A 17,381-nucleotide genomic window follows, 5' to 3' on the forward strand; every position below is an offset into this window, starting at 1 on the left:
TTCCTGCATTCGGGTCTCGGCAGGCCCGTCGGGTCGGGGTCAGCCGCAGCTGCCGCGCGTGGCCAGGCTCTGCTCGTCGAGGCTGATGCCGGTGGCGCCGAGCGTGACGGTCGCCGAGCCGGGCTCGACCGTGAGCTGCTGCACCTCGACGCCCTCGGGCAGGTACTCGGCGACGCAGACCGGGATGGGATCGTCGCCCATGAGTCGGTCGACGAGCCCCGAGACGTCGATGGCGCCGCCGCCCGCGCCCACCTCGACGCCCGTGGGCTCGAGGAACACGGTGTCGCCGGCCGCCGTCGGACGCGCGGTGACGGTGTAGTCGATCGGAATTCCGAGGACCCGCACGGAGTCGGAGTACGCGACCGCGCCGTCGCCGAGCACCACGTCGCCCTGTACGCCCGGGACCTCGATCAGCGTGTTGACGGCCGCCTCGGTCACCTGGATCGTGGCGGTCGCCCGGCCGACCGGCGCGTCGAGCCCCGGGGGCACGTCCTGCGCCTCGACGTGCACCGCGATCGGCACGCCGTTCACGGTGAGCTCGGGCGCCGAGAGGTCGACCTGCTCCATCGACCCCGAGAGGTACTGCGCGATGACGGAGAACCCGCCGAGGCGCACCTGCACGTCGCCCTCGACGCCCGCGGGCAGGTTCTGCTCGAGCTGCTCGGCGACGCGCTGCTCGGCGACGTTGCGCACGACGAGGTCGGCGACGACAGCGAGCGCGACGAGCACGCCCAGGATCACGAGCACCGTGATCCACGCGCGGGCGGCGCGGTTCCGTCGCCGCGGGGGCGCCCCCGCGGCATCCGTCGCCGGCACCGACCGTGTCACATGCGCTCCGGCGCGGACACGCCCAGCAGGTCGAGCCCGTTGCGGATGACCTGGCCGGTCGCGTCGTTGACCCAGAGGCGGGTGCGGTGCAGGTCGCCGATCGGCTCGTCGCCGAGTGGCAGCACGCGGCAGTTGTCGTACCAGCGGTGGTAGAGGCCCGCGAGCTCCTCGATGTAGCGCGCGACGCGGTGCGGCTCGCGCAGCTCCGCCGCCTGCGCGACGATGCGCGGGAACTCCTGCAGCCCGCCCAGCAGCGCCGACTCGGTCTCGTGGGTGAGCAGCTCGGGCGCGAACGACGAGCGGTCGACGCCGACGGATGCCGCGTTGCGGGCGACCGCGGACGTGCGCGCGTGCGCGTACTGCACGTAGAACACGGGGTTGTCGTTCGTGCGGCGCTTGAGCACCTCGGGGTCGATCGTGAGCGGCGAGTCGGCCGGGTAGCGCGCGAGCGTGTACCGGAGCGCGTCGGTGCCGAGCCACGCCTGCAGGTCGTCGAGCTCGATGATGTTGCCCGCGCGCTTGGAGAGCTTCGCGCCGTTGATGCTCACCAGCTGCCCGATGAGCACCTCGATGTCCCGCTCGGGGTCGTCGCCCGCCGCCCCGGCGAGTGCGCGCAGCCGGTGCACGTACCCGTGGTGGTCGGCCCCCAGGAGGTAGATCTTGTGGGCGAACCCGCGGTCGCCCTTGTCGAGGTAGTACGCCGCGTCGGCCGCGAAGTACGTGTAGGCGCCGGTGCCGCGGCGGATGACCCTGTCTTTGTCGTCGCCGAAGTCGGTCGTGCGCACCCAGACGGCGTCGTCGGCGTCGAAGACGTGGCCCTGCGCCCTGAGGCGCTCGACGGCGGTGTCGACGTCGGAGAGTCCATCGTCGCCCTTGTCCTGCAGGCGGCGTTCGCTGGTCCAGACGTCGAAGTGCACGTTGAAGCGTTCGAGTGAGGCGCGGATCTCGGCGAGCTGCAGCTCGTAGGCGATCTCGGTGGCCGTGTGCAGGGCGACCGCCTCGTCGAGCTCGAGCAGCTTCGGCTCGCGCTCGAGCACGCGCGCCGCGAGGTCGCCGATGTAGCTCCCGGGATAGCCGCCCTCGGGGGTCGGCTCTCCCTTCGCCGCCGCGAGCACCGACCGCCCGAAGTTGTCCATCTGGGTGCCGGCGTCGTTGATGTAGTACTCGTTGGCGACGTCGGCGCCCGCAGCGCGCAGCACGCGGCCGATGGAGTCGCCGAGCGCGGCCCAGCGCGTGTGGCCGATGTGGAGGGGGCCCGTCGGGTTGGCCGAGACGAACTCGAGGTTGACGCGGGCGCCGCCCGCGAGCGAGCCGCTGCGGCCGTAGGCGGGGCCCGCCTCGACGATGGCCTTCGCCAGCGCACCTGCGGCGGCCGCCTCGAGCCGGATGTTGATGAAGCCGGGGCCTGCGACCTCGGCGCTGGCGACGCCGTCGAGACCGGCGAGCGCGTCGGCGAGCTCGGTGGCGATCTCACGGGGGTTGGCGCCGAGGGGCTTCGCGACGCGCATGGCGACGTTCGAAGCCCAGTCGCCGTGCTCGCGCAGCTTGGGTCGCTCGAGGGTCACCTGGTCGGGCGAGAGCTCGAGCGAGACCTCCGCGCCGGCCGCCCGGCGTCGCTCCACGAGCCCGTTCACGAGGTCGAACAGGGCACGCGAGAGATCGTCGGGAGTCACCCGCAAATCCTACCCGGCGCGGTTGATAGGGTTTCGCACATGCCGCGCTCGCCCTACCTCGCTCGTACCCGTCCTGCCGGCCTCGCACTCGTGGCTGCGGCATCCGTGGCACTGCTCGCCGGCTGCACTCCCGACGCCGCCGACCCCGGCGGAACGGCGGCCGCGACGACCGCGCCGAGCGCATCGGCGACGGCCGCCCCCGAGCCGACCGAGTCGGCCGAGCCGCCCATCCCATTCGAGATCGCGTGCGACGCGCTGCTCACCGCCGACCAGCTCTACGCCTACAACCCGAACGTCGGCGCCGACCCCGGCTACCAGCCGAGCGGCGACGACATCGCGACCCTCGTCGACGAGGACGCGGGCACGGCGTGCGGCTACCTCAACCAGACGAGCGGCGAGGTCATCGAGGTCGGCGTCGCGACGCCGACGACCGCCGCCGGCGAGGAGCGCCGGAACCAGGCGGCGCTGTCGTCGAAGCCCGTGCCCACCTACGGCACCCCGCCCGACGTCGAGGGCTACTTCACGCAGGCGGGCGGCACCGGCGAGGCGCAGGTCTTCCACGGGCCGTACTGGATCGTGATCCGGTCGCCCGCGCTGTTCGAGCCGGGCGACGCGGCGCAGCTCGTCACCTCGGTGCTCGCCAACCTGCCCGCGGCCTGACGGGGCGGCGCATGGCGGCGAACTCCTCGACGGGAACGCCCTCGTGGCTGGGCGCCGTCAACGACCGCGCCGGGCTCGCCGTGCTGCTCGAGCAGGGTCCGCTCACGCGCAACCGCATCTGCGAGCTCGTCGGGGTGTCGAAACCCACGGCCTCGCAGATGATGTCGCGGCTGCTCGCCGCGGGATTCATCGAGGAGCGCGGGCGCACGTCGGGCTCGGCCGGACGCAGCGCCGTCGTGTACGCCGCGCGCACCGACCGCCCGCTCGGCGTGGCACTCGACCTCGACGCGTTCGAGCTGCGCGCCACCGTGGTCGACGCGACGGGCGACGAGCGGCCCGTCGTGCGCCGGACGCTCCCCCACGACCCGACCGAGCGCTCCCCCGTCGACGAGGTGTCGCGCGCGATCGCCGACGCGAGCGAAGCCGCAGGCACCGACCCCGAGGTCGTGCACTCGGTCGTCATCGGCATCCCCGGTTACGTCGACCCCGGCGAGACCGGCGAGCTGTTCAGCGAGACCCTCCCCGGGTGGCCCGTGCGCGGGCTGCGGTCGATCCTCGAGGGCGAGCTCGGGCGCGAGGTACGCATCGAGAACGACGTGAACCTCGCCGCCGTCGCGGAGCGCGAGCTCGGCGCGGGCGTCGACCGCGACGTGTTCGCGGTGCTCTGGCTCGGCAACGGCGTCGGCGCTTCGTTCGACGTCGCGGGCGACCTGCACCGCGGCAGCTTCGGCGGCGCGGGCGAGATCGGCTTCCTGCCGCTGTCGGTCGCGGCGAGCGCGCTCGACCCCAGTGCGCGCACCGCGCAGGACCTGGTCGGCGGCCGCGCCGTCGCCCTGCTCGCCCGGCGGCACGGCCTCGACGTCGCCGGCTACCATGCGGTGCGCGAGGCGCTCGCCGAGCCCGACGCCGAGGCCGTTCGCGCCGGCGTCTTCCACGACCTCGCCGAGCGGGTCGCCCACGTCGCGCTGCCGCTGCTCGCGACCCTCGACCCGGGGCGCCTCGTGCTCGCCGGGCCCACCGCGAGCCTCGGCGGCGACGCCTTCGCGGCCGAGGTGGGGCGCGGCATCCGTCGCATCAGCCGCTGGTACCCCGAGGTGGTCGCCACCCGCGTCGACCGGGACCCGGTGCTCCGCGGCGCACGCATCCAGCTCGCCGCCCGCGTGCGCGAGGAACTGCTCGACACGGTCGCCAGCGTCAGCCTCGCCTGACCGGCGATCGGGGCGCCCGAAGCGGCCGCGTCGGGCCGTCGGTGGTCGGAACGCGGGCCCCGGCAGTGGTAGTGTCTACTGCTGTGCGCCTCCGTAGCTCAGGGGATAGAGCGCCGGTTTCCGGTACCGTAGGTCGGGGGTTCGAATCCCTCCGGGGGCACTCCAGGCGATAGCCTCGCCGAGCCGTTCCGAACCTCCCGAGAGGAGGCGGAGATGAGCGTGTTCACCGGCTGGCTCCCGGGCGCCGTGGCGTTCTACGAGGGCCTCGAGGCCGACAACTCCAAGGCGTACTTCACCGAGCATCGCGCCGAGTACGACGAACTCGTGCTCGCTCCGATGCAGGCGCTGCTCGACGACCTCGCCGGCGAGTTCGGCGAGGGTCGCGTCTTCCGGCCGTACCGCGACATCCGGTTCAGCGCCGACAAGTCGCCCTACAAGACCGCGATCGGGGCGACGGTCGGCGGGTCGGGCTACGTGCAGTTCTCCGCGGCCGGCCTCGGGGTCGGTGCCGGATGCCACGTGATGGCCTCCGACCAGCTGGCACGCTTCCGGGCGGCCGTCGCCGACGATCGCAGCGGCGAGGCGCTCGTCGCGGCGGTGTCCGCGGTGGAGGCCGGCGGCGTCGGCGTCTCGGCGAGCGACCGCCTGAAGCGCGTGCCGCGCGGGTACGACGCGGACCACCCGCGAGCCGACCTGCTGCGCGACAAGGACCTCACCGCGTGGGTCGACTGGCCGGTCGAGCCGTGGCTGCACACGCCGGAGGCCGAGGACCGCGTCGTCGACGCGCTGCGCGCGTCCCGCCCGCTCACGGACTGGCTCGACGCCCATGTGGGCGTGTCGGAGTCCGAGCGCTCGCGCTGACGTGCCGGCGCCACACGGGACGCCGGCACGGGGCATCCGCCCGCGCACCCAACGAAACGGCGCGCTCGTTCGTCGGTACAGGTGACGGCGGAGTCCCGCCGTCGGGAGGAGGACTCGGGTGGCGCGCCCGTGGGACGAGGTGGCGACGGCGCTGGTCGTCGAGCGCGGCGACGCGCTCAGCCGCTACGCCTACCTGCTCACCGGCAGCGTCGACGACGCCGCCGACCTCGTGCAGGACGCCCTCGTGCGCACCTTCGGCACGCCCCGCCTCGGGCTCACGCTGCCGCGCGCGGAGGCGTACGTCCGCCGCGCGATCCTCAACGCGGTGATCGACCGATCTCGGCGCGACGGCACCTGGCGGCGGGTGCGGCACCTGGCTGCCGCGCCGTCGAGCGTCGACGCGTCGAGCGCGGCGACCGACGAGCGGCTCGACCTGCTCGAGCGCATCCGGGCGCTCCCGCCGCGGCAGGCGGCGTGCATCGTGCTGCGCTACTACGAGGACCTCACGGTCGACGGCATCGCCGCCGTGCTCGGCATCAGCTCGGGCGCCGTGAAGCGCTACCTCAGCGACGGCCTGCACGCGCTCTCCTCCTCCCTCGATCCGGCCGGGACGCGCGCCGCGCGGACGGGAGGCGACCATGTCAGCACCTGATCCCGCCAACGGCCTCGGCGAGGGCCTGAAGCGTGCAGCGGATGCCGCGACGCCGCGTCCGGTCGACGTCGACGCCGTGCTCGCGGCGAGCCGTTCCCGACGCCGGGCCCGACGCACGGCGATCGCGGGCGGTGCGGGTGCGCTCGCGGCCGTGCTGGTCGTGGGCGGACTCGTGATCGGACTGCAGGGCGGCAGCGGCTCGGGCGGCTCGTCGACCGCCGATGCACCCGTCGTGTCGGAGTCCGCGGGCGGGGAGGCCGAGGAAGCGCCCGACGACGCGGGCTCGGGCCTCATGTTCGCGATGCCCGAGCGCGTGTACCGCTGCGGGGCGGCCGTCGCTCCGGTCGAGGATCCGACGGGCGGGCCACTCGCCGTGTCGGTCGAGCCGCCGGTCGCGCCGGTGCCGCCGGGCGGCGCGGCATCCGTCATGGTCACGGTCACGAACACCGGCACCGCGCTCGTCGAGGGCGAGCTGTCGCGCGTGCCGGCGATCACGGTGGCCGACGTGGACGTCGTGGCCTGGCACTCGACCGGCACGTCGGAGGCCGGCGCCATCGCGATCTCGCTCGCGCCGGGCGAGTCGGTCACCCTCCCCGGCGTGGTGGAGGCGCTGCACTGCACGGCGGCGGACGACGACGGCACGGGCCTTCCACCCGACCTCCCGCCCCTCTCCCCCGGGCCCTACGGCCTGGCTGCGGCCGTCGCGTTCTCGACACCCGCGGAGGGCATGGTGCTGCTGCTCACGTCGCCCCTGGTGCCGATGTCGGTCGGCTGATCTCCAGGCACCTGTGGAGCCGCTGCGAGCGGACACGCGCGGCATGGACGAGGCCTCCGACTCCCCCATAGACTCGGGATGGCCCGCGGGGGCGGGGGAAGGGCACTGGTGCATGTCGTCGCGAGGTCGCACGTCAGCTGTTCTCGGGATCATCGTCGGCGCGGTGCTCGCACTCGGTGCGACCGCGCCCGCCATGGCGGAGGATCCGGTCGACTTCGGGCAGAGCCCGATCGTCGACACGGTCGGTGCCCTCGGCGCCGACACCGCTGAGGTCGAGGCGGCCATCGAGCAAGCCGCCGACGCGAGCGGTCGACAGCTCTTCGTGGCCTACGTCGACGAGTTCACCAACCCCGAGGCGGCCGACGCCTGGGCGAACGACACCGCGATCGGCAACAACATGGGCGCCGAGGACTACCTCCTCGCGGTCGCGGTCGACGGTCGCGCCTACTACCTCTCGGCCGACGCGAACGCGTCGCTGTCCGACGCGGAACTCGCCCGGATCAGCCAGGACGTCATCGAGCCGATGCTCAGCGACGGCGACTGGGCGGGCGCGGCGATCGCCGCCGCCGACGCCATCGGGGGCGGGGGCGCAGGAGGCGGCGGGGGCGGCGGCTGGGGCTGGGTGCTCTTCCTCGTCATCGCGGCCGCGATCGTCGCGATCATCGCCATCGTGCTCGCGCGCCGCAGGCGGAAGGCGAAGGCGGAGGCCGGCCCGGCCGGTCCGCCGCAGCCCTCGATCGACGAGCTCCGGCGGCAGGCCGGCAGCGCCCTGGTGCAGGCCGACGACGCGGTGAAGACGAGCGACGACGAGCTGGGGTTCGCCGTCGCGTCCTACGGCGAGGAGGCCACGGCCGACTTCAAGGCGGCCCTCGACGGCGCGAAGGCGAAGGTCGCCGAGGCGTTCTCGCTGCAGCAGCAGCTCGACGACACCGACCCCGACACCGACGAGGAGCGCCGCGCCTGGTACTCGGGCATCATCCGGCTCACGGGCGAGGCCGACGCGATCCTCGACGAGCAGGCCGACCGGTTCGACGAGCTGCGGGCGCTCGAGCGGAACGCGCCCGCCGAGCTCCAGCGCGTGCAGGGCGAGGCGGATGCCGCGGCAGCGCGCGTCTCCGCAGCCCCGCAGCGGCTCGCGGCCCTCGCCGGCACCTACGCGGCATCGGCCGTGGCTCCGGTCTCCGACAACCCGGCTCAGGCCGACGCCCGGCTCGCCTTCGCCCGCGAGGAGCTCGCGCAGGCCTCGACCGCGGTCGCCGCGCAGCGCGCGAGCGACGCCGCCGTCGGTATCCGCGCGGCCGAGGAGGCGGTCGACCAGGCCGTGCTCCTCGCCGACGCCATCGACCGCCTCGCGACCGACCTCGCCGCCGCCGACCAGGCCGTGTCGGCCGGCGTCGCCGACCTCGAGGCCGACGTGCAGACCGCGCGCGGGCTGGGCGACCCGGGCGCCACGACGCTCGCCGACCGCGTCGCGGGCGAGGCCGCGGCGCTGCGCGCGGGGCTCGGCGCTCCCTTACGCGACCCGCTCGCCGCGCAGGCCCGCGTCGAGCAGGTGAACGCCGAGATCGATGCCGCCATCGCCGGGGTGCGCAACGCCGCGGAGCAGCGCGCCCGGGCCGAGGCGCAGCTCGGCCGCTCGCTGGCGACGGCACGCGCGCAGGTGCAGGCCGCCGAGGACTACCTCGTCGCGCGGCGCGGTGCGGTGGGCGCCGAGGCCCGCACGCGCCTCGCCGAAGCCGGCCGCCTGCTCGTCGAGGCGCAGGCGCTCGCGCCGACCGACCCGGCGGGCGCGCTCACGACCGCACAGCGCGCGGAGTCGCTCGCGCGAACGGCGCTGTCGCTCGCCCAGCAGGACGTCGGCGGCTTCGGCGGCGGGATGGCCGGCGGCTTCGGCGCGGGCTACGGGGGCCGACAGGGCGGCGGAGGCGGCGGCGACCTGTTCGGCGCGGTGCTCGGCGGCATCCTCATCAACTCGGTCCTCGGCGGCGGCGGAGGCGGCGGGGGCGGCATGTTCGGCGGCGGAGGCCGCAGCGGCGGTGGCGGGTTCGGCGGCGGCTTCGGCGGGGGCGGGCGACGCTCGCCCGGCAGCTTCGGCGGGTCGGGCACGCGATCGCGCCGCGGGAGCGGGGGCCGCTTCTGAGCCGCGCCGACCACCACGGGAGGACCCGCCGACACCACGCGACGACCCGCCGACACACCCGACCACCACTCGACACGACGACCACGACACGACGGACACGCACCACAGGAAAGGGAACACCATGACGAAGCAGTCCATCTTCGGCCGCATCTCGCAGCTCGTGCGGGCGAACATCAACGCCCTCATCGACGAGGCCGAGGACCCGCAGAAGATGCTCGACCAGATGGTGCGGGACTACACCAACTCCATCGCCGACGCCGAGGCCGCGATCGCCGAGACGATCGGCAACCTGCGCCTCCTCGAGGACGACCACCGCGAGGACGTCGAGGCGGCCCGCGAATGGGGCGAGAAGGCCCTCGCGGCGAGCCGCAAGGGCGACGAGCTGCGCGCGGCCGGCGACGCGTCGGGCGGCGACAAGTTCGACAACCTCGCGAAGGTGGCGCTGAGCCGCCAGATCTCGTCCGAGAACGAGGCCAAGGCGGCCGAGCCGCAGATCGCCGCGCAGACCGAGGTCGTCGACAAGCTCAAGGCGGGCCTCAACGGCATGAAGGAGAAGCTCGTCCAGCTGCAGAACAAGCGGTCCGAGCTCATCGCCCGGGCCAAGACCGCGCAGGCTCAGCGCCAGGTGCACGACGCCGTGAAGTCGATCGACATCCTCGACCCCACGAGCGAGATCGGCCGCTTCGAGGAGAAGATCCGCCGCGAGGAGGCGGTCGTGCGCGGCCAGGCCGAGCTCACCGCCTCGAGCCTCGACGCCCAGTTCAACGAGCTCGACGACCTCGGGGAGCTCACCGAGGTCGACGCCCGCCTCGCCGCGCTGAAGTCCGGCGGCTCGTCGCAGGGCGCCATCTCGGGCTGATTCCGGGCAGCGACGGATGCCGCGGGCCGCACGGGCTCGCGGCATCCTGCGTCTGCGGCAACCCGATCACCACCGGGCCGGGATGCTCGCGCATGCCGTTCGCAAGCCGTGGCCGGATGCCGTCGGTGCGGCGTACCGTGGCCGCATGACGCCCGACGAGGCCGCCGAGGTGCTCGGCGTCCGGCCCGACGCCGACGAGGCCGAGATCGAGCACGCCTACCGGCGCCTCGCCAGGGAACTGCACCCCGACGTCGTCGCGGGCTCGTCGCCGGGCGCGGTGCGGGCGGCGAGCGACCGCTTCGTCGCCGTGATGACGGCGCACGAGGTGCTCCTGCTGGTGGCGCGCGCACGGGCACGCCTGCGCGACGCGACGGAGTCGGCCTCGCCGGGCTCGCCTGCCGCCCGGCCGGGGCGGCGCGCATCGGATGCCGCGGCATCCGATGGCACGGCGGAGCCGTTCGGGTGGTGGCTCTTCGCCACCTGGACGCTCGTACTCGTCGTCGGGGCGCTGCTCTCCGTGTCGGGTCTCCCGGTCTGGTCGCCGGTCGACCTGTGGCTGCGGGTGATCCTGCTGGTGGGCTTCGCCCTCGCGACCGGGCTCACCGGCCGGCGCTGGGTGTGGCGGGTGACGCTCGTGCTCATCGGGCTGAACGCGGTCGCCACCGTGCTCGCCACGACCTTCGGCGGCCTGCTGGGGCTCGGATTCATGATCGTGGCGAGCTTCGGGCTCGCGATCCAGGCGCGGCTCGTGCGGTTCCCCGACCAGTGACCTGCGCGCCGTGCGCGCGCGATACTGTGAGGCATGCCCGCAACGTTCGTCGTCGTTCCCATGTGGCAGGGCTCCGTGTCGGCGCGTGCCATGAGCCACGCCGACGGCGCGGCCGCGATCCGTGGCGACCTGCCCGCCGCGGCCACCGTCGTGGTCGACGTCCCGGTCGAGGCCGGCGACGCGCTCGGAACCGGCGTGCGCCGCTACAGCGCGCTCCGACGCGTGCGCGAGCGCACCGAGGAGGCCCTCGCCGCCGTGCCCGACTGGGCGCTCACGGTCGGCGGCGACTGCAGTGCGTCGCTCGCCGCGGTGGCGCACGCGTCCCGCCGAGCGGGTGCCGACCTCGCCATGCTCTGGCTCGACGCCCACCCCGACCTCAACACGCCCGAGACCTCGCCGTCGGGCGGGTTCGGCGGGATGACCCTGCGGGCGATCGCCGGCGAGGGCGCCGACGGCCTGGCGCTCGACGCCGACACCCGCGTCCCGCCCGCCCGGCTCGTGCTCGGCGGCGTGCGCGCGATCGACGACGAGGAGCGGCGCTTCATCGACGAGCACGACGTGACGGTGCTCACGGTCGAGGACCTCTCCGACCCCACCATGGTCATCGCCGCGCTGCAGGACACGGGCGCTTCGCACGTGTTCGTGCACATCGACCTCGACGTGCTCGACCCATCGGCGCTGGCGGGGCTCTCGTACCCGATGCCGTTCGGCATCGACACCGCTGCGCTCGTGGCCCTGCTGCGTGCGATCGTCGCGGCGTTCCCGCTCGCCGGCGCCGCGATCGCGGGGTTCGCCCCGGCTTCGCCCGAGGCCGCGGAGGACGACCTGCCGACCATCCTGCGGCTCGTCGCCGCGCTGACGTCGGGCCCCGCCCGCGACGCCGACGACGCGGCATCCGACGCCGCCTCGGCCTGAGCGCGCAACAGGTGCCGCGCGTCGGCCGTTCTGCCTAGGCTGGGCGATGTCTGCCCGGCGCCGGCCGGGTTCGGAGGGGAGCAGCATGGAGCGCGAGGTGGACGTCGTCGTCATCGGCGCCGGGCCCGTGGGCGAGAACGTTGCGGACCGGGCCAGGGCCGGGGGCCTCGACGTCGTGCTCGTCGAGCACGAGCTCGTCGGCGGCGAGTGCTCGTTCTGGGCGTGCATCCCGTCGAAGACGCTGCTGCGCTCCGCCGCGGCCCTGCGCGCGGCGCAGCGCGTGGGCGGGGCCGCCGAGGCGGTCACCGGGCAGCTCGACCTCGCGGCCGTGCTGAAGCGGCGCAACTACTGGGTGTCCGACTGGGACGACGCGGGCGCGGCGAAGTGGGTCGCGAGCGTGGGCATCGAGCTGGCGCGCGGTCACGGCCGGCTCGATGGACCCCGTCGCGTCGTCGTCACCGGCGCCGATGAGGTGGAGACCACGTTCGTCGCCCGGCACGCGGTGGTCGTCGCCACCGGATCCGACCCGGCGATCCCGCCGATCGTCGGGCTCGCCGAGGCGTCGCCGTGGACGAGTCGCGACGCGACGAGCGTGAAGTCGCCGCCCGCGCGGCTCGCGATCATCGGCGGCGGCTTCGTCGCGGTCGAGATGGCGACCGCCTTCGCCGGCTTCGGCAGCGAGGTCACGGTGCTCGCCCGGCACGACGTGCTCGGCGACATGGAGGAGTTCGTCGGCGACGCCGTCGTCGCGGGGCTGCGCGGGCTCGGCGCGACCGTGCGGCTCGGCGTCGAGCCGACGCAGGTCGAGCGCAACGGCTCGGGCGAGGTCGTGCTCACGCTCGACGACGACTCCGTCGTGACGGCCGACGAGGTGCTCGTCGCCACCGGCCGCGTCCCCCGCTCGCAGTCGGTCGGGCTCGAGAGCGTCGGACTCGAGCCCGGATCCTGGCTCGACGTCGACGAGACGATGCTCGTGCGCGGCGCCGACGGCGACGGCGACTGGCTCTACGCCGTGGGCGACGTGAACCACCGAGCCCTGCTCACCCACCAGGGCAAGTACCAGGGCCGTGCGGCGGGCGACGTGATCGCCGCACGCGCCGCCGGGCGCCCGATCGACACCGCGCCATGGGGCGTGCACGTCGCGACCGCCGACCACGTCGCCGTGCCGGGTGTCGTGTTCGGCGAGCCCGAGGCCGTGTCGGTCGGCCTCACCGAGGCCGCGGCCCGCCGTGCCGGGCGCGAGGTGCGCATCGCCGACGTGCCGATCCAGTCCGCGAGCGGCGCCGGCATCCTCGCCGACGGCTACGAGGGACGGGCACGCCTCGTCGTCGACGCCGAGCGCGGCGTGGTCATCGGGGCGACGTTCGTCGGCCAGGACGTCGCGGAGCTGCTGCACGCGGCGACGATCGCCGTCGTCGGCGAGGTGCCGGTCGCGCGCCTCTGGCACGCGGTACCCGCCTTCCCGACCATGAGCGAGGTGTGGCTGCGCCTGCTCGAGGACCTCGGCCGGCCCGAGGTCGAGGCGTGAGCCGGATGGGGTTGATCGACTCCCCCATCAGCCGCGCCGGCTACTGGTGGGCGACGATGGTCGGCTTCACGTGGGGCTTCCTCTGGAGTACCGGGCGCGTCGAGCGGCGCGGCGGGCTCATCGTCTTCACGGGCATGCCGAAGTGGACGTTCGGGCGCGGCGGGTCGTGCGTCGGGGCTTGCTACCTGACCGACCGGAACGCGGGCGACGTGGTGCTCGGGCACGAGGCGGTGCACCGTGAGCAGTGGCGCAGGTACGGGATGCTGTTCCCGCTGCTGTACCTCATCGCCGGGCGCAACCCGCTGCGGAACCGGTTCGAGATCGAGGCCGGCCTCGAGGCGGGCGGCTACCTGCCGAGACGCCGACCGGCCCGGGCGCCGCGCACTGCGGCATCCGGACCGGTCGATCGGAACGCGCCCCGGGGCGCGTGAGGGTCAGCCCGCCTGGGCCGCCGTCGAGAGGGACGCCACGAGCTCGTCGAGCCCGTAGGTGAGCGAGAGGGCGGTGGGCGGCGAGACCGCGGCGATCAGCTCGGTGCCGACGACCTGCGCGACCTGGCCGCGCGAGACCGCCGGGATCGCCTGGATGGGCGCCGAGGCGAGGAACGCGTCGGCCTCCTCCTGCGTGTCGTGGTAGCTGATGACGAGGTCGCTCTCGAGCTGGTCGAGCTGCTCGTACGAGAGGGTGTAGTAGAAGGGCGAGTCGCCGTTCGCGAGCTCCGCGACGGCGGGCGCGTCCTCGAGGCCGAGCGCCGAGAGGAACTCCACGCGCGAGTCCTCGGGCGTGTAGACGTAGAACGTGCCGGCCACGTCCCACACCGCGGCGACGGTCTTGCCGGCCAGCTCGGGGTGCGCCTCGGCCTGCGCCGCGAGCTCCGCGTCGAGGTCGTCGAGCACGCCCTGCGCCTCGTCGGCGAGGCCGAGCGCGGTGCCGACGATGGTGACGGTCTCGCGCCACGGGGTGGTCCACGGCTCGTCGGGGTAGGCGACGGTCGGGGCGATCTCGCTCAGGAGCTCGTACTGCTCCTCGGTGATGCCCGAGTACGGGGCGAGGATGACGTCGGGCGCGGCCTCGACGATCTCCTCGTAGGGCGGCGCCTCGCCGTCGTCGGTCAGGATGATCGGCGTCTCGGCGCCGAGCTCGTCGAGCTCGTCGGCGACCCACGGGAGCACGCCGTCCTCGTTCGCGCCGTAGGTCTGCTGCGCGATCGCGACGGGCACGACGCCGAGCGAGAGTGCGGCCTCGGTGCTGCCCCAGCCCCACGTGGCCACGCGCTCGGGCGCGGCGGGGATCTCGGTCTCGCCGAAGGCGTGCTCGATGGTGATCGGGAACCCCTCGCCCGCGGCGGCGTCGGAACCGGTGTCCTCGGGGGCGGCCGAGGAGCACCCGGCCAGGGCGAGGGCCGCTGCTGCTGCTGCTGCGAGGACGGCGATCGTGCGTCGGGCGTGCATGAACTCCCTTTCGAAGGTGGGGTGATTGAGGTTAGCCTAACCTAAACGCGCGAGCCCATGAAACCCAGTGCAACGCGGCGTCACGGGCCCGCGCAGCGTCGCGGGCATTCCCCGCGCGCCGTCACGCCTGGTGGTACCGCCCGATCGGCACGATCATGGGCGAGCGCGACACCGGGTCCTCGGCCACCACGCAGTCCAGCCCGAACGCCGCGCCGACGGTCTGCGCCGTCATGACCGCCGACGGCTCCCCCGCCGCCGCGATGCGCCCGCCGTCGACGACGACGAGGTGGTCGGCATAGCGCGCGGCGAGGTTCAGCTCGTGCAGCACCATGACCACGGTCGTGCCGTGCTCGCGGTTCGACTCGGTGAGCAGGTCGAGCAGCTCGAGCTGGTGGCTCACGTCGAGGAAGCTCGTCGGCTCGTCGAGCAGCACGATGTCGGCGCGCTGGGCGAGCGCCATGGCGATCCAGACGCGCTGGCGCTGTCCGCCCGAGAGTTCGGCCACCGCCCGGTCCGCGAGCTCCGAGGTGCCGGTCGCCTCGAGCACCTCGGCGACGATGCGGTCGTCGTCGCTCGAGCGCCCGCCGAACCAGCCTCGGTGCGGATGCCGCCCACGCGAGACGAGCTCCGACACGAGCACGCCATCGGGCGCGACCGGCTGCTGCGGCAGCACGGCGACGCGGCGGGCGAACTCCTTGGGCGCGAACGAGCGGATGTCGCGGCCGTCGAGCGTGACCCGGCCGGACTCGGGGCGCATGAGCCGAGCAAGGCCGCGCAGGAGCGTGGACTTGCCGCTCGCGTTCGGGCCGACGATCGCGGTGATGCGGCCGGCGGGCACCTCGAGGTCGAGCCCCTCGATGACCCTGCGGCCGTCGTACGCGAGCGTGAGCGACTCGGCGCGGAGTGCGTGCGGTGCTGACCGGGTCATCCGTCTGATCCCTTCCGGTTGCCCCTCGCGATGAGCCAGAGGAGGTACGGGGCGCCGATGAGGCCCGTCACGATGCCGACGGGCACGGCGATGCCGGCGAACGCGTGCTGCGCCACGAGGTCGGCCACGAGCACCATGGCGGCGCCGGTGAGCGCGGATGCCGCGAGCGCCGCCTGCCCGTGCCCGACGAGTGCCCGGGCGATGGGCGCCGACACGAGCGCGACGAACGCGATCGGCCCGGCGAGCGCGGTGGCGACGGCGACGAGCCCGACGCCGAGCAGGATCGCCGTCACGCGCGCGCGGGTGGCGTCGAGCCCGAGCGAGCGGGCACTGTCGTCGGAGAGCGAGAGCAGCGGCATCCGTGGCGAGAACACGGCCGTGGCGACGAGCAGCACGGCGACCGCGGCGCCGGCCGTCGCGAGCTCGGGCCATCCGATCGAGCCGATGCCGCCGACCATCCACACGAGCGCCTCGGAGGCCTCGCGCACCTCCGCACGGGTGAGCAGCCAGCCGAGCAGGCCGCTCACGATCGAGGCGAGGCCGATGCCGACGAGCACGAAGCGGATGCCGGTGAGCCCGTCGCGCCAGGCGAGGCCCCACATGAGGCCCGCGACGACGAGCGCGCCCGCGAACGCGGCGAGCGCGACGGCCGGACCCTCGAGGCCGAGCAGCAGCATCGAGCCGACCGCGGCGAGGCTCGCACCGCCGGTGACGCCGAGGATGTCGGGGCTCGCGAGTGCGTTGCGCAGCGTGGTCTGGAACAGCGCCCCGCCGAGCCCGAGCGCGGCGCCGGCCACGATCGCGGCGACGACGCGCGGCAGCCGGAGCCGCAGCACCACGAACTCTGCCTTCGGCGAGCCCTGGCCCGTGAGCGCGGCGAGCACATCGCCGACGGCGAGGCCGGCCGCGCCGAGCACCATCGACGCCACCGCCGCAGCCAGCGCCACGAGCGACAGGGCGACGAGCACGGATGCCGCGCGCCGCCGCCGGCGCGACCGCGCTCCGGCGACGCGCCCGGCGACGACTTCGACGGGATCGCCCGCGGCCGCGGGTGCGACGAGCGGCGCGGCGGTCACAGCGACGCTCCCCGGCCGCGGCGCACGAGCGCGATGAGCACGGGCGCGCCCACGATGGCGGCGACGATGCCCGCCTCGAGCTCGGCCGGGGCCACGACGACCCGCCCGATCACGTCGGCGGCCACGAGCACGATCGCGCCGAGCACGCCGGCCAGCGGGGTCAGCCACCGGTAATCGGCGCCCACGAGGCCGCGGGCCGCGTGCGCCACGGCGAGCCCGAGGAGCGCGATGGGTCCGGCGAGCGACGTGGCCGTGGCCGCGAGCACGATGACCGCGACGGCCGTCACGATCCGCGTCGTCGAGAGCCGCACGCCGAGGCCGCGAGCGACGTCGTCGCCGAGCGCGAGCAGGTTCATGCGCCCCGCGAGCCAGCCCGCGAGCACGAGGCCGGCGACGAGGAACGGCCAGAGCACGCTCGCCGTCTCGAGGCCGCGCCCGGCGAGCGATCCGACCGACCAGAAGCGGTACTGCGAGAGCGTGCCGACGTCGCGGATGAGGAGCAGGGTGATCAGCGGCGTCGTCGCGGCCGTGACGGCGGCGCCGGTCAGGGCGAGGCGGGCAGGACTCGCGCCGCCACCCACGGAGCCGATGAGGAAGACGACGACCGCCGCCAGCGCGGCACCGCCGAAGGCGAACCAGATGAAGCCGAACGGCGAGGCGACGCCGAGGAACGCGATGGCCGCCACGACCGCGAGCGAGGCGCCCGCGTTGATGCCGAGGAGGCCCGGATCTGCGAGCGGGTTGCGGGTTGCGCCCTGCAGGATGGCGGCGACGACGCCGAACGCGGCGCCCGCCATGATGCCGATGATCGCGCGCGGCAGCCGCAGGTCGCGCACGACGACCTGGTCGGGGTCCCCGGACACGGGCGCGGTGAACGCCTGCACGACGACATCGAACGGCACCTGCCTGGCGCCGATCGCGAGGCTCGCGATCGCGACGAGCGCGAGGAGACCCACGGCGATCCCGAGCGTGGCGGCCGGTGGGAGCCGTCGACGCTGCCGCCGGTCGGGCGTGCCGGTCGGGTGCGTCACCGTGGCGGTGCGCGGCATCCGTTCGAC

Annotated in this window: 17 protein-coding genes and 1 tRNA gene; 12 read left to right on the plus strand and 6 right to left on the minus strand. The window is 74.6% G+C overall.

The window, feature by feature from the left end:
- Positions 1–39 precede the first annotated feature (39 nt).
- Together ACWEOH_RS01290 and ACWEOH_RS01295 are read right to left on the minus strand one after the other, a co-directional pair.
- Positions 40–828 (minus strand): LmeA family phospholipid-binding protein, encoded by a 789-nt coding sequence (locus tag ACWEOH_RS01290; protein WP_452027547.1) that lies wholly within the window; start codon positions 826–828, stop codon positions 40–42.
- Entirely contained in the window at positions 825–2,501 is a 1,677-nt protein-coding gene (locus ACWEOH_RS01295; protein WP_452027549.1) for an arginine--tRNA ligase, read from the minus strand. The genes ACWEOH_RS01290 and ACWEOH_RS01295 overlap by 4 nt, the downstream gene beginning before the upstream one ends.
- A gap of 39 nt (positions 2,502–2,540) precedes the next feature.
- Here ACWEOH_RS01295 and ACWEOH_RS01300 point away from each other — a divergent pair, with 39 nt between their 5' ends.
- The 12 genes from ACWEOH_RS01300 to ACWEOH_RS01355 all read left to right on the plus strand — a co-directional run bounded on the left by ACWEOH_RS01300 (position 2,541) and on the right by ACWEOH_RS01355 (position 13,299).
- Entirely contained in the window at positions 2,541–3,161 is a 621-nt protein-coding gene (locus tag ACWEOH_RS01300; protein WP_452027550.1) for an iron ABC transporter ATP-binding protein, read from the plus strand.
- A gap of 11 nt (positions 3,162–3,172) precedes the next feature.
- The gene (locus ACWEOH_RS01305) at positions 3,173–4,369 is read left to right on the plus strand and encodes an ROK family protein (protein WP_452027552.1); all 1,197 of its coding nucleotides are present in this window, start codon (positions 3,173–3,175) and stop codon (positions 4,367–4,369) included.
- A gap of 87 nt (positions 4,370–4,456) precedes the next feature.
- Positions 4,457–4,529: transfer RNA gene (locus ACWEOH_RS01310), tRNA-Arg, on the plus strand.
- Positions 4,530–4,582: 53 nt separating this feature from the next.
- Positions 4,583–5,230 (plus strand): DUF2461 domain-containing protein, encoded by a 648-nt coding sequence (locus tag ACWEOH_RS01315; RefSeq protein WP_452027554.1) that lies wholly within the window; start codon positions 4,583–4,585, stop codon positions 5,228–5,230.
- Positions 5,231–5,348: 118 nt separating this feature from the next.
- Positions 5,349–5,882 (plus strand): sigma-70 family RNA polymerase sigma factor, encoded by a 534-nt coding sequence (locus tag ACWEOH_RS01320; RefSeq protein WP_452027555.1) that lies wholly within the window; start codon positions 5,349–5,351, stop codon positions 5,880–5,882.
- Positions 5,869–6,657: a hypothetical protein gene (locus ACWEOH_RS01325; RefSeq protein WP_452027557.1), complete on the plus strand. Its 789-nt coding sequence runs from the start codon at positions 5,869–5,871 to the stop codon at positions 6,655–6,657. Before ACWEOH_RS01320 ends, ACWEOH_RS01325 begins: the two co-directional genes overlap by 14 nt.
- Before the next feature lie 112 nt (positions 6,658–6,769).
- Positions 6,770–8,797, plus strand: coding sequence for a TPM domain-containing protein (locus ACWEOH_RS01330; protein ID WP_452027558.1), 2,028 nt, complete (start codon positions 6,770–6,772; stop codon positions 8,795–8,797).
- A gap of 121 nt (positions 8,798–8,918) precedes the next feature.
- Positions 8,919–9,656 carry a PspA/IM30 family protein gene (locus ACWEOH_RS01335; protein ID WP_452027559.1) on the plus strand — a complete coding sequence of 246 codons (738 nt, stop codon included), beginning with the start codon at positions 8,919–8,921 and terminating at the stop codon, positions 9,654–9,656.
- Positions 9,657–9,801: 145 nt separating this feature from the next.
- Positions 9,802–10,425 carry a J domain-containing protein gene (locus ACWEOH_RS01340; RefSeq protein WP_452027561.1) on the plus strand — a complete coding sequence of 208 codons (624 nt, stop codon included), beginning with the start codon at positions 9,802–9,804 and terminating at the stop codon, positions 10,423–10,425.
- 33 nt (positions 10,426–10,458) lie between these two features.
- A complete protein-coding gene (locus ACWEOH_RS01345) occupies positions 10,459–11,340 on the plus strand; it encodes an arginase family protein (RefSeq protein ID WP_452027563.1) in 882 nt (293 codons plus the stop codon).
- Between the two features lie 85 nt (positions 11,341–11,425).
- Positions 11,426–12,868, plus strand: coding sequence for a dihydrolipoyl dehydrogenase family protein (locus tag ACWEOH_RS01350; protein ID WP_452027565.1), 1,443 nt, complete (start codon positions 11,426–11,428; stop codon positions 12,866–12,868).
- Positions 12,869–12,873: 5 nt separating this feature from the next.
- The gene (locus ACWEOH_RS01355) at positions 12,874–13,299 is read left to right on the plus strand and encodes a Fe-S oxidoreductase (protein WP_452027567.1); all 426 of its coding nucleotides are present in this window, start codon (positions 12,874–12,876) and stop codon (positions 13,297–13,299) included.
- 3 nt (positions 13,300–13,302) lie between these two features.
- Here ACWEOH_RS01355 and ACWEOH_RS01360 read toward each other — a convergent pair whose 3' ends face one another.
- From ACWEOH_RS01360 to ACWEOH_RS01375, 4 genes are all read right to left on the minus strand, one after another.
- The gene (locus ACWEOH_RS01360) at positions 13,303–14,319 is read right to left on the minus strand and encodes an iron-siderophore ABC transporter substrate-binding protein (protein ID WP_452027569.1); all 1,017 of its coding nucleotides are present in this window, start codon (positions 14,317–14,319) and stop codon (positions 13,303–13,305) included.
- 121 nt (positions 14,320–14,440) lie between these two features.
- Positions 14,441–15,247, minus strand: a complete 807-nt coding sequence (locus ACWEOH_RS01365; protein WP_452027571.1) for an ABC transporter ATP-binding protein — start codon at positions 15,245–15,247, stop codon at positions 14,441–14,443.
- A complete protein-coding gene (locus ACWEOH_RS01370; protein WP_452027573.1) occupies positions 15,244–16,323 on the minus strand; it encodes a FecCD family ABC transporter permease in 1,080 nt (359 codons plus the stop codon). The genes ACWEOH_RS01365 and ACWEOH_RS01370 overlap by 4 nt, the downstream gene beginning before the upstream one ends.
- The gene (locus tag ACWEOH_RS01375; RefSeq protein WP_452027575.1) at positions 16,320–17,372 is read right to left on the minus strand and encodes a FecCD family ABC transporter permease; all 1,053 of its coding nucleotides are present in this window, start codon (positions 17,370–17,372) and stop codon (positions 16,320–16,322) included. The genes ACWEOH_RS01370 and ACWEOH_RS01375 overlap by 4 nt, the downstream gene beginning before the upstream one ends.
- Positions 17,373–17,381 lie beyond the last annotated feature (9 nt).

It is taken from the genome of Agromyces sp. NPDC004153 (assembly GCF_053603635.1).

Coding starts and splice junctions, on each gene's coding strand:
- ACWEOH_RS01300 (WP_452027550.1), top strand. CDS start 2,541: ATGCCGCGCTCGCCCTACCTCGCTCGTACCCGTCCTGCCGGCCTCGCA.
- ACWEOH_RS01325 (WP_452027557.1), top strand. CDS start 5,869: ATGTCAGCACCTGATCCCGCCAACGGCCTCGGCGAGGGCCTGAAGCGT.
- ACWEOH_RS01315 (WP_452027554.1), top strand. CDS start 4,583: ATGAGCGTGTTCACCGGCTGGCTCCCGGGCGCCGTGGCGTTCTACGAG.
- ACWEOH_RS01375 (WP_452027575.1), bottom strand. CDS start 17,372: ATGCCGCGCACCGCCACGGTGACGCACCCGACCGGCACGCCCGACCGG.
- ACWEOH_RS01350 (WP_452027565.1), top strand. CDS start 11,426: ATGGAGCGCGAGGTGGACGTCGTCGTCATCGGCGCCGGGCCCGTGGGC.
- ACWEOH_RS01345 (WP_452027563.1), top strand. CDS start 10,459: ATGCCCGCAACGTTCGTCGTCGTTCCCATGTGGCAGGGCTCCGTGTCG.
- ACWEOH_RS01360 (WP_452027569.1), bottom strand. CDS start 14,319: ATGCACGCCCGACGCACGATCGCCGTCCTCGCAGCAGCAGCAGCAGCG.
- ACWEOH_RS01355 (WP_452027567.1), top strand. CDS start 12,874: ATGGGGTTGATCGACTCCCCCATCAGCCGCGCCGGCTACTGGTGGGCG.
- ACWEOH_RS01335 (WP_452027559.1), top strand. CDS start 8,919: ATGACGAAGCAGTCCATCTTCGGCCGCATCTCGCAGCTCGTGCGGGCG.
- ACWEOH_RS01330 (WP_452027558.1), top strand. CDS start 6,770: ATGTCGTCGCGAGGTCGCACGTCAGCTGTTCTCGGGATCATCGTCGGC.
- ACWEOH_RS01340 (WP_452027561.1), top strand. CDS start 9,802: ATGACGCCCGACGAGGCCGCCGAGGTGCTCGGCGTCCGGCCCGACGCC.
- ACWEOH_RS01365 (WP_452027571.1), bottom strand. CDS start 15,247: ATGACCCGGTCAGCACCGCACGCACTCCGCGCCGAGTCGCTCACGCTC.
- ACWEOH_RS01305 (WP_452027552.1), top strand. CDS start 3,173: ATGGCGGCGAACTCCTCGACGGGAACGCCCTCGTGGCTGGGCGCCGTC.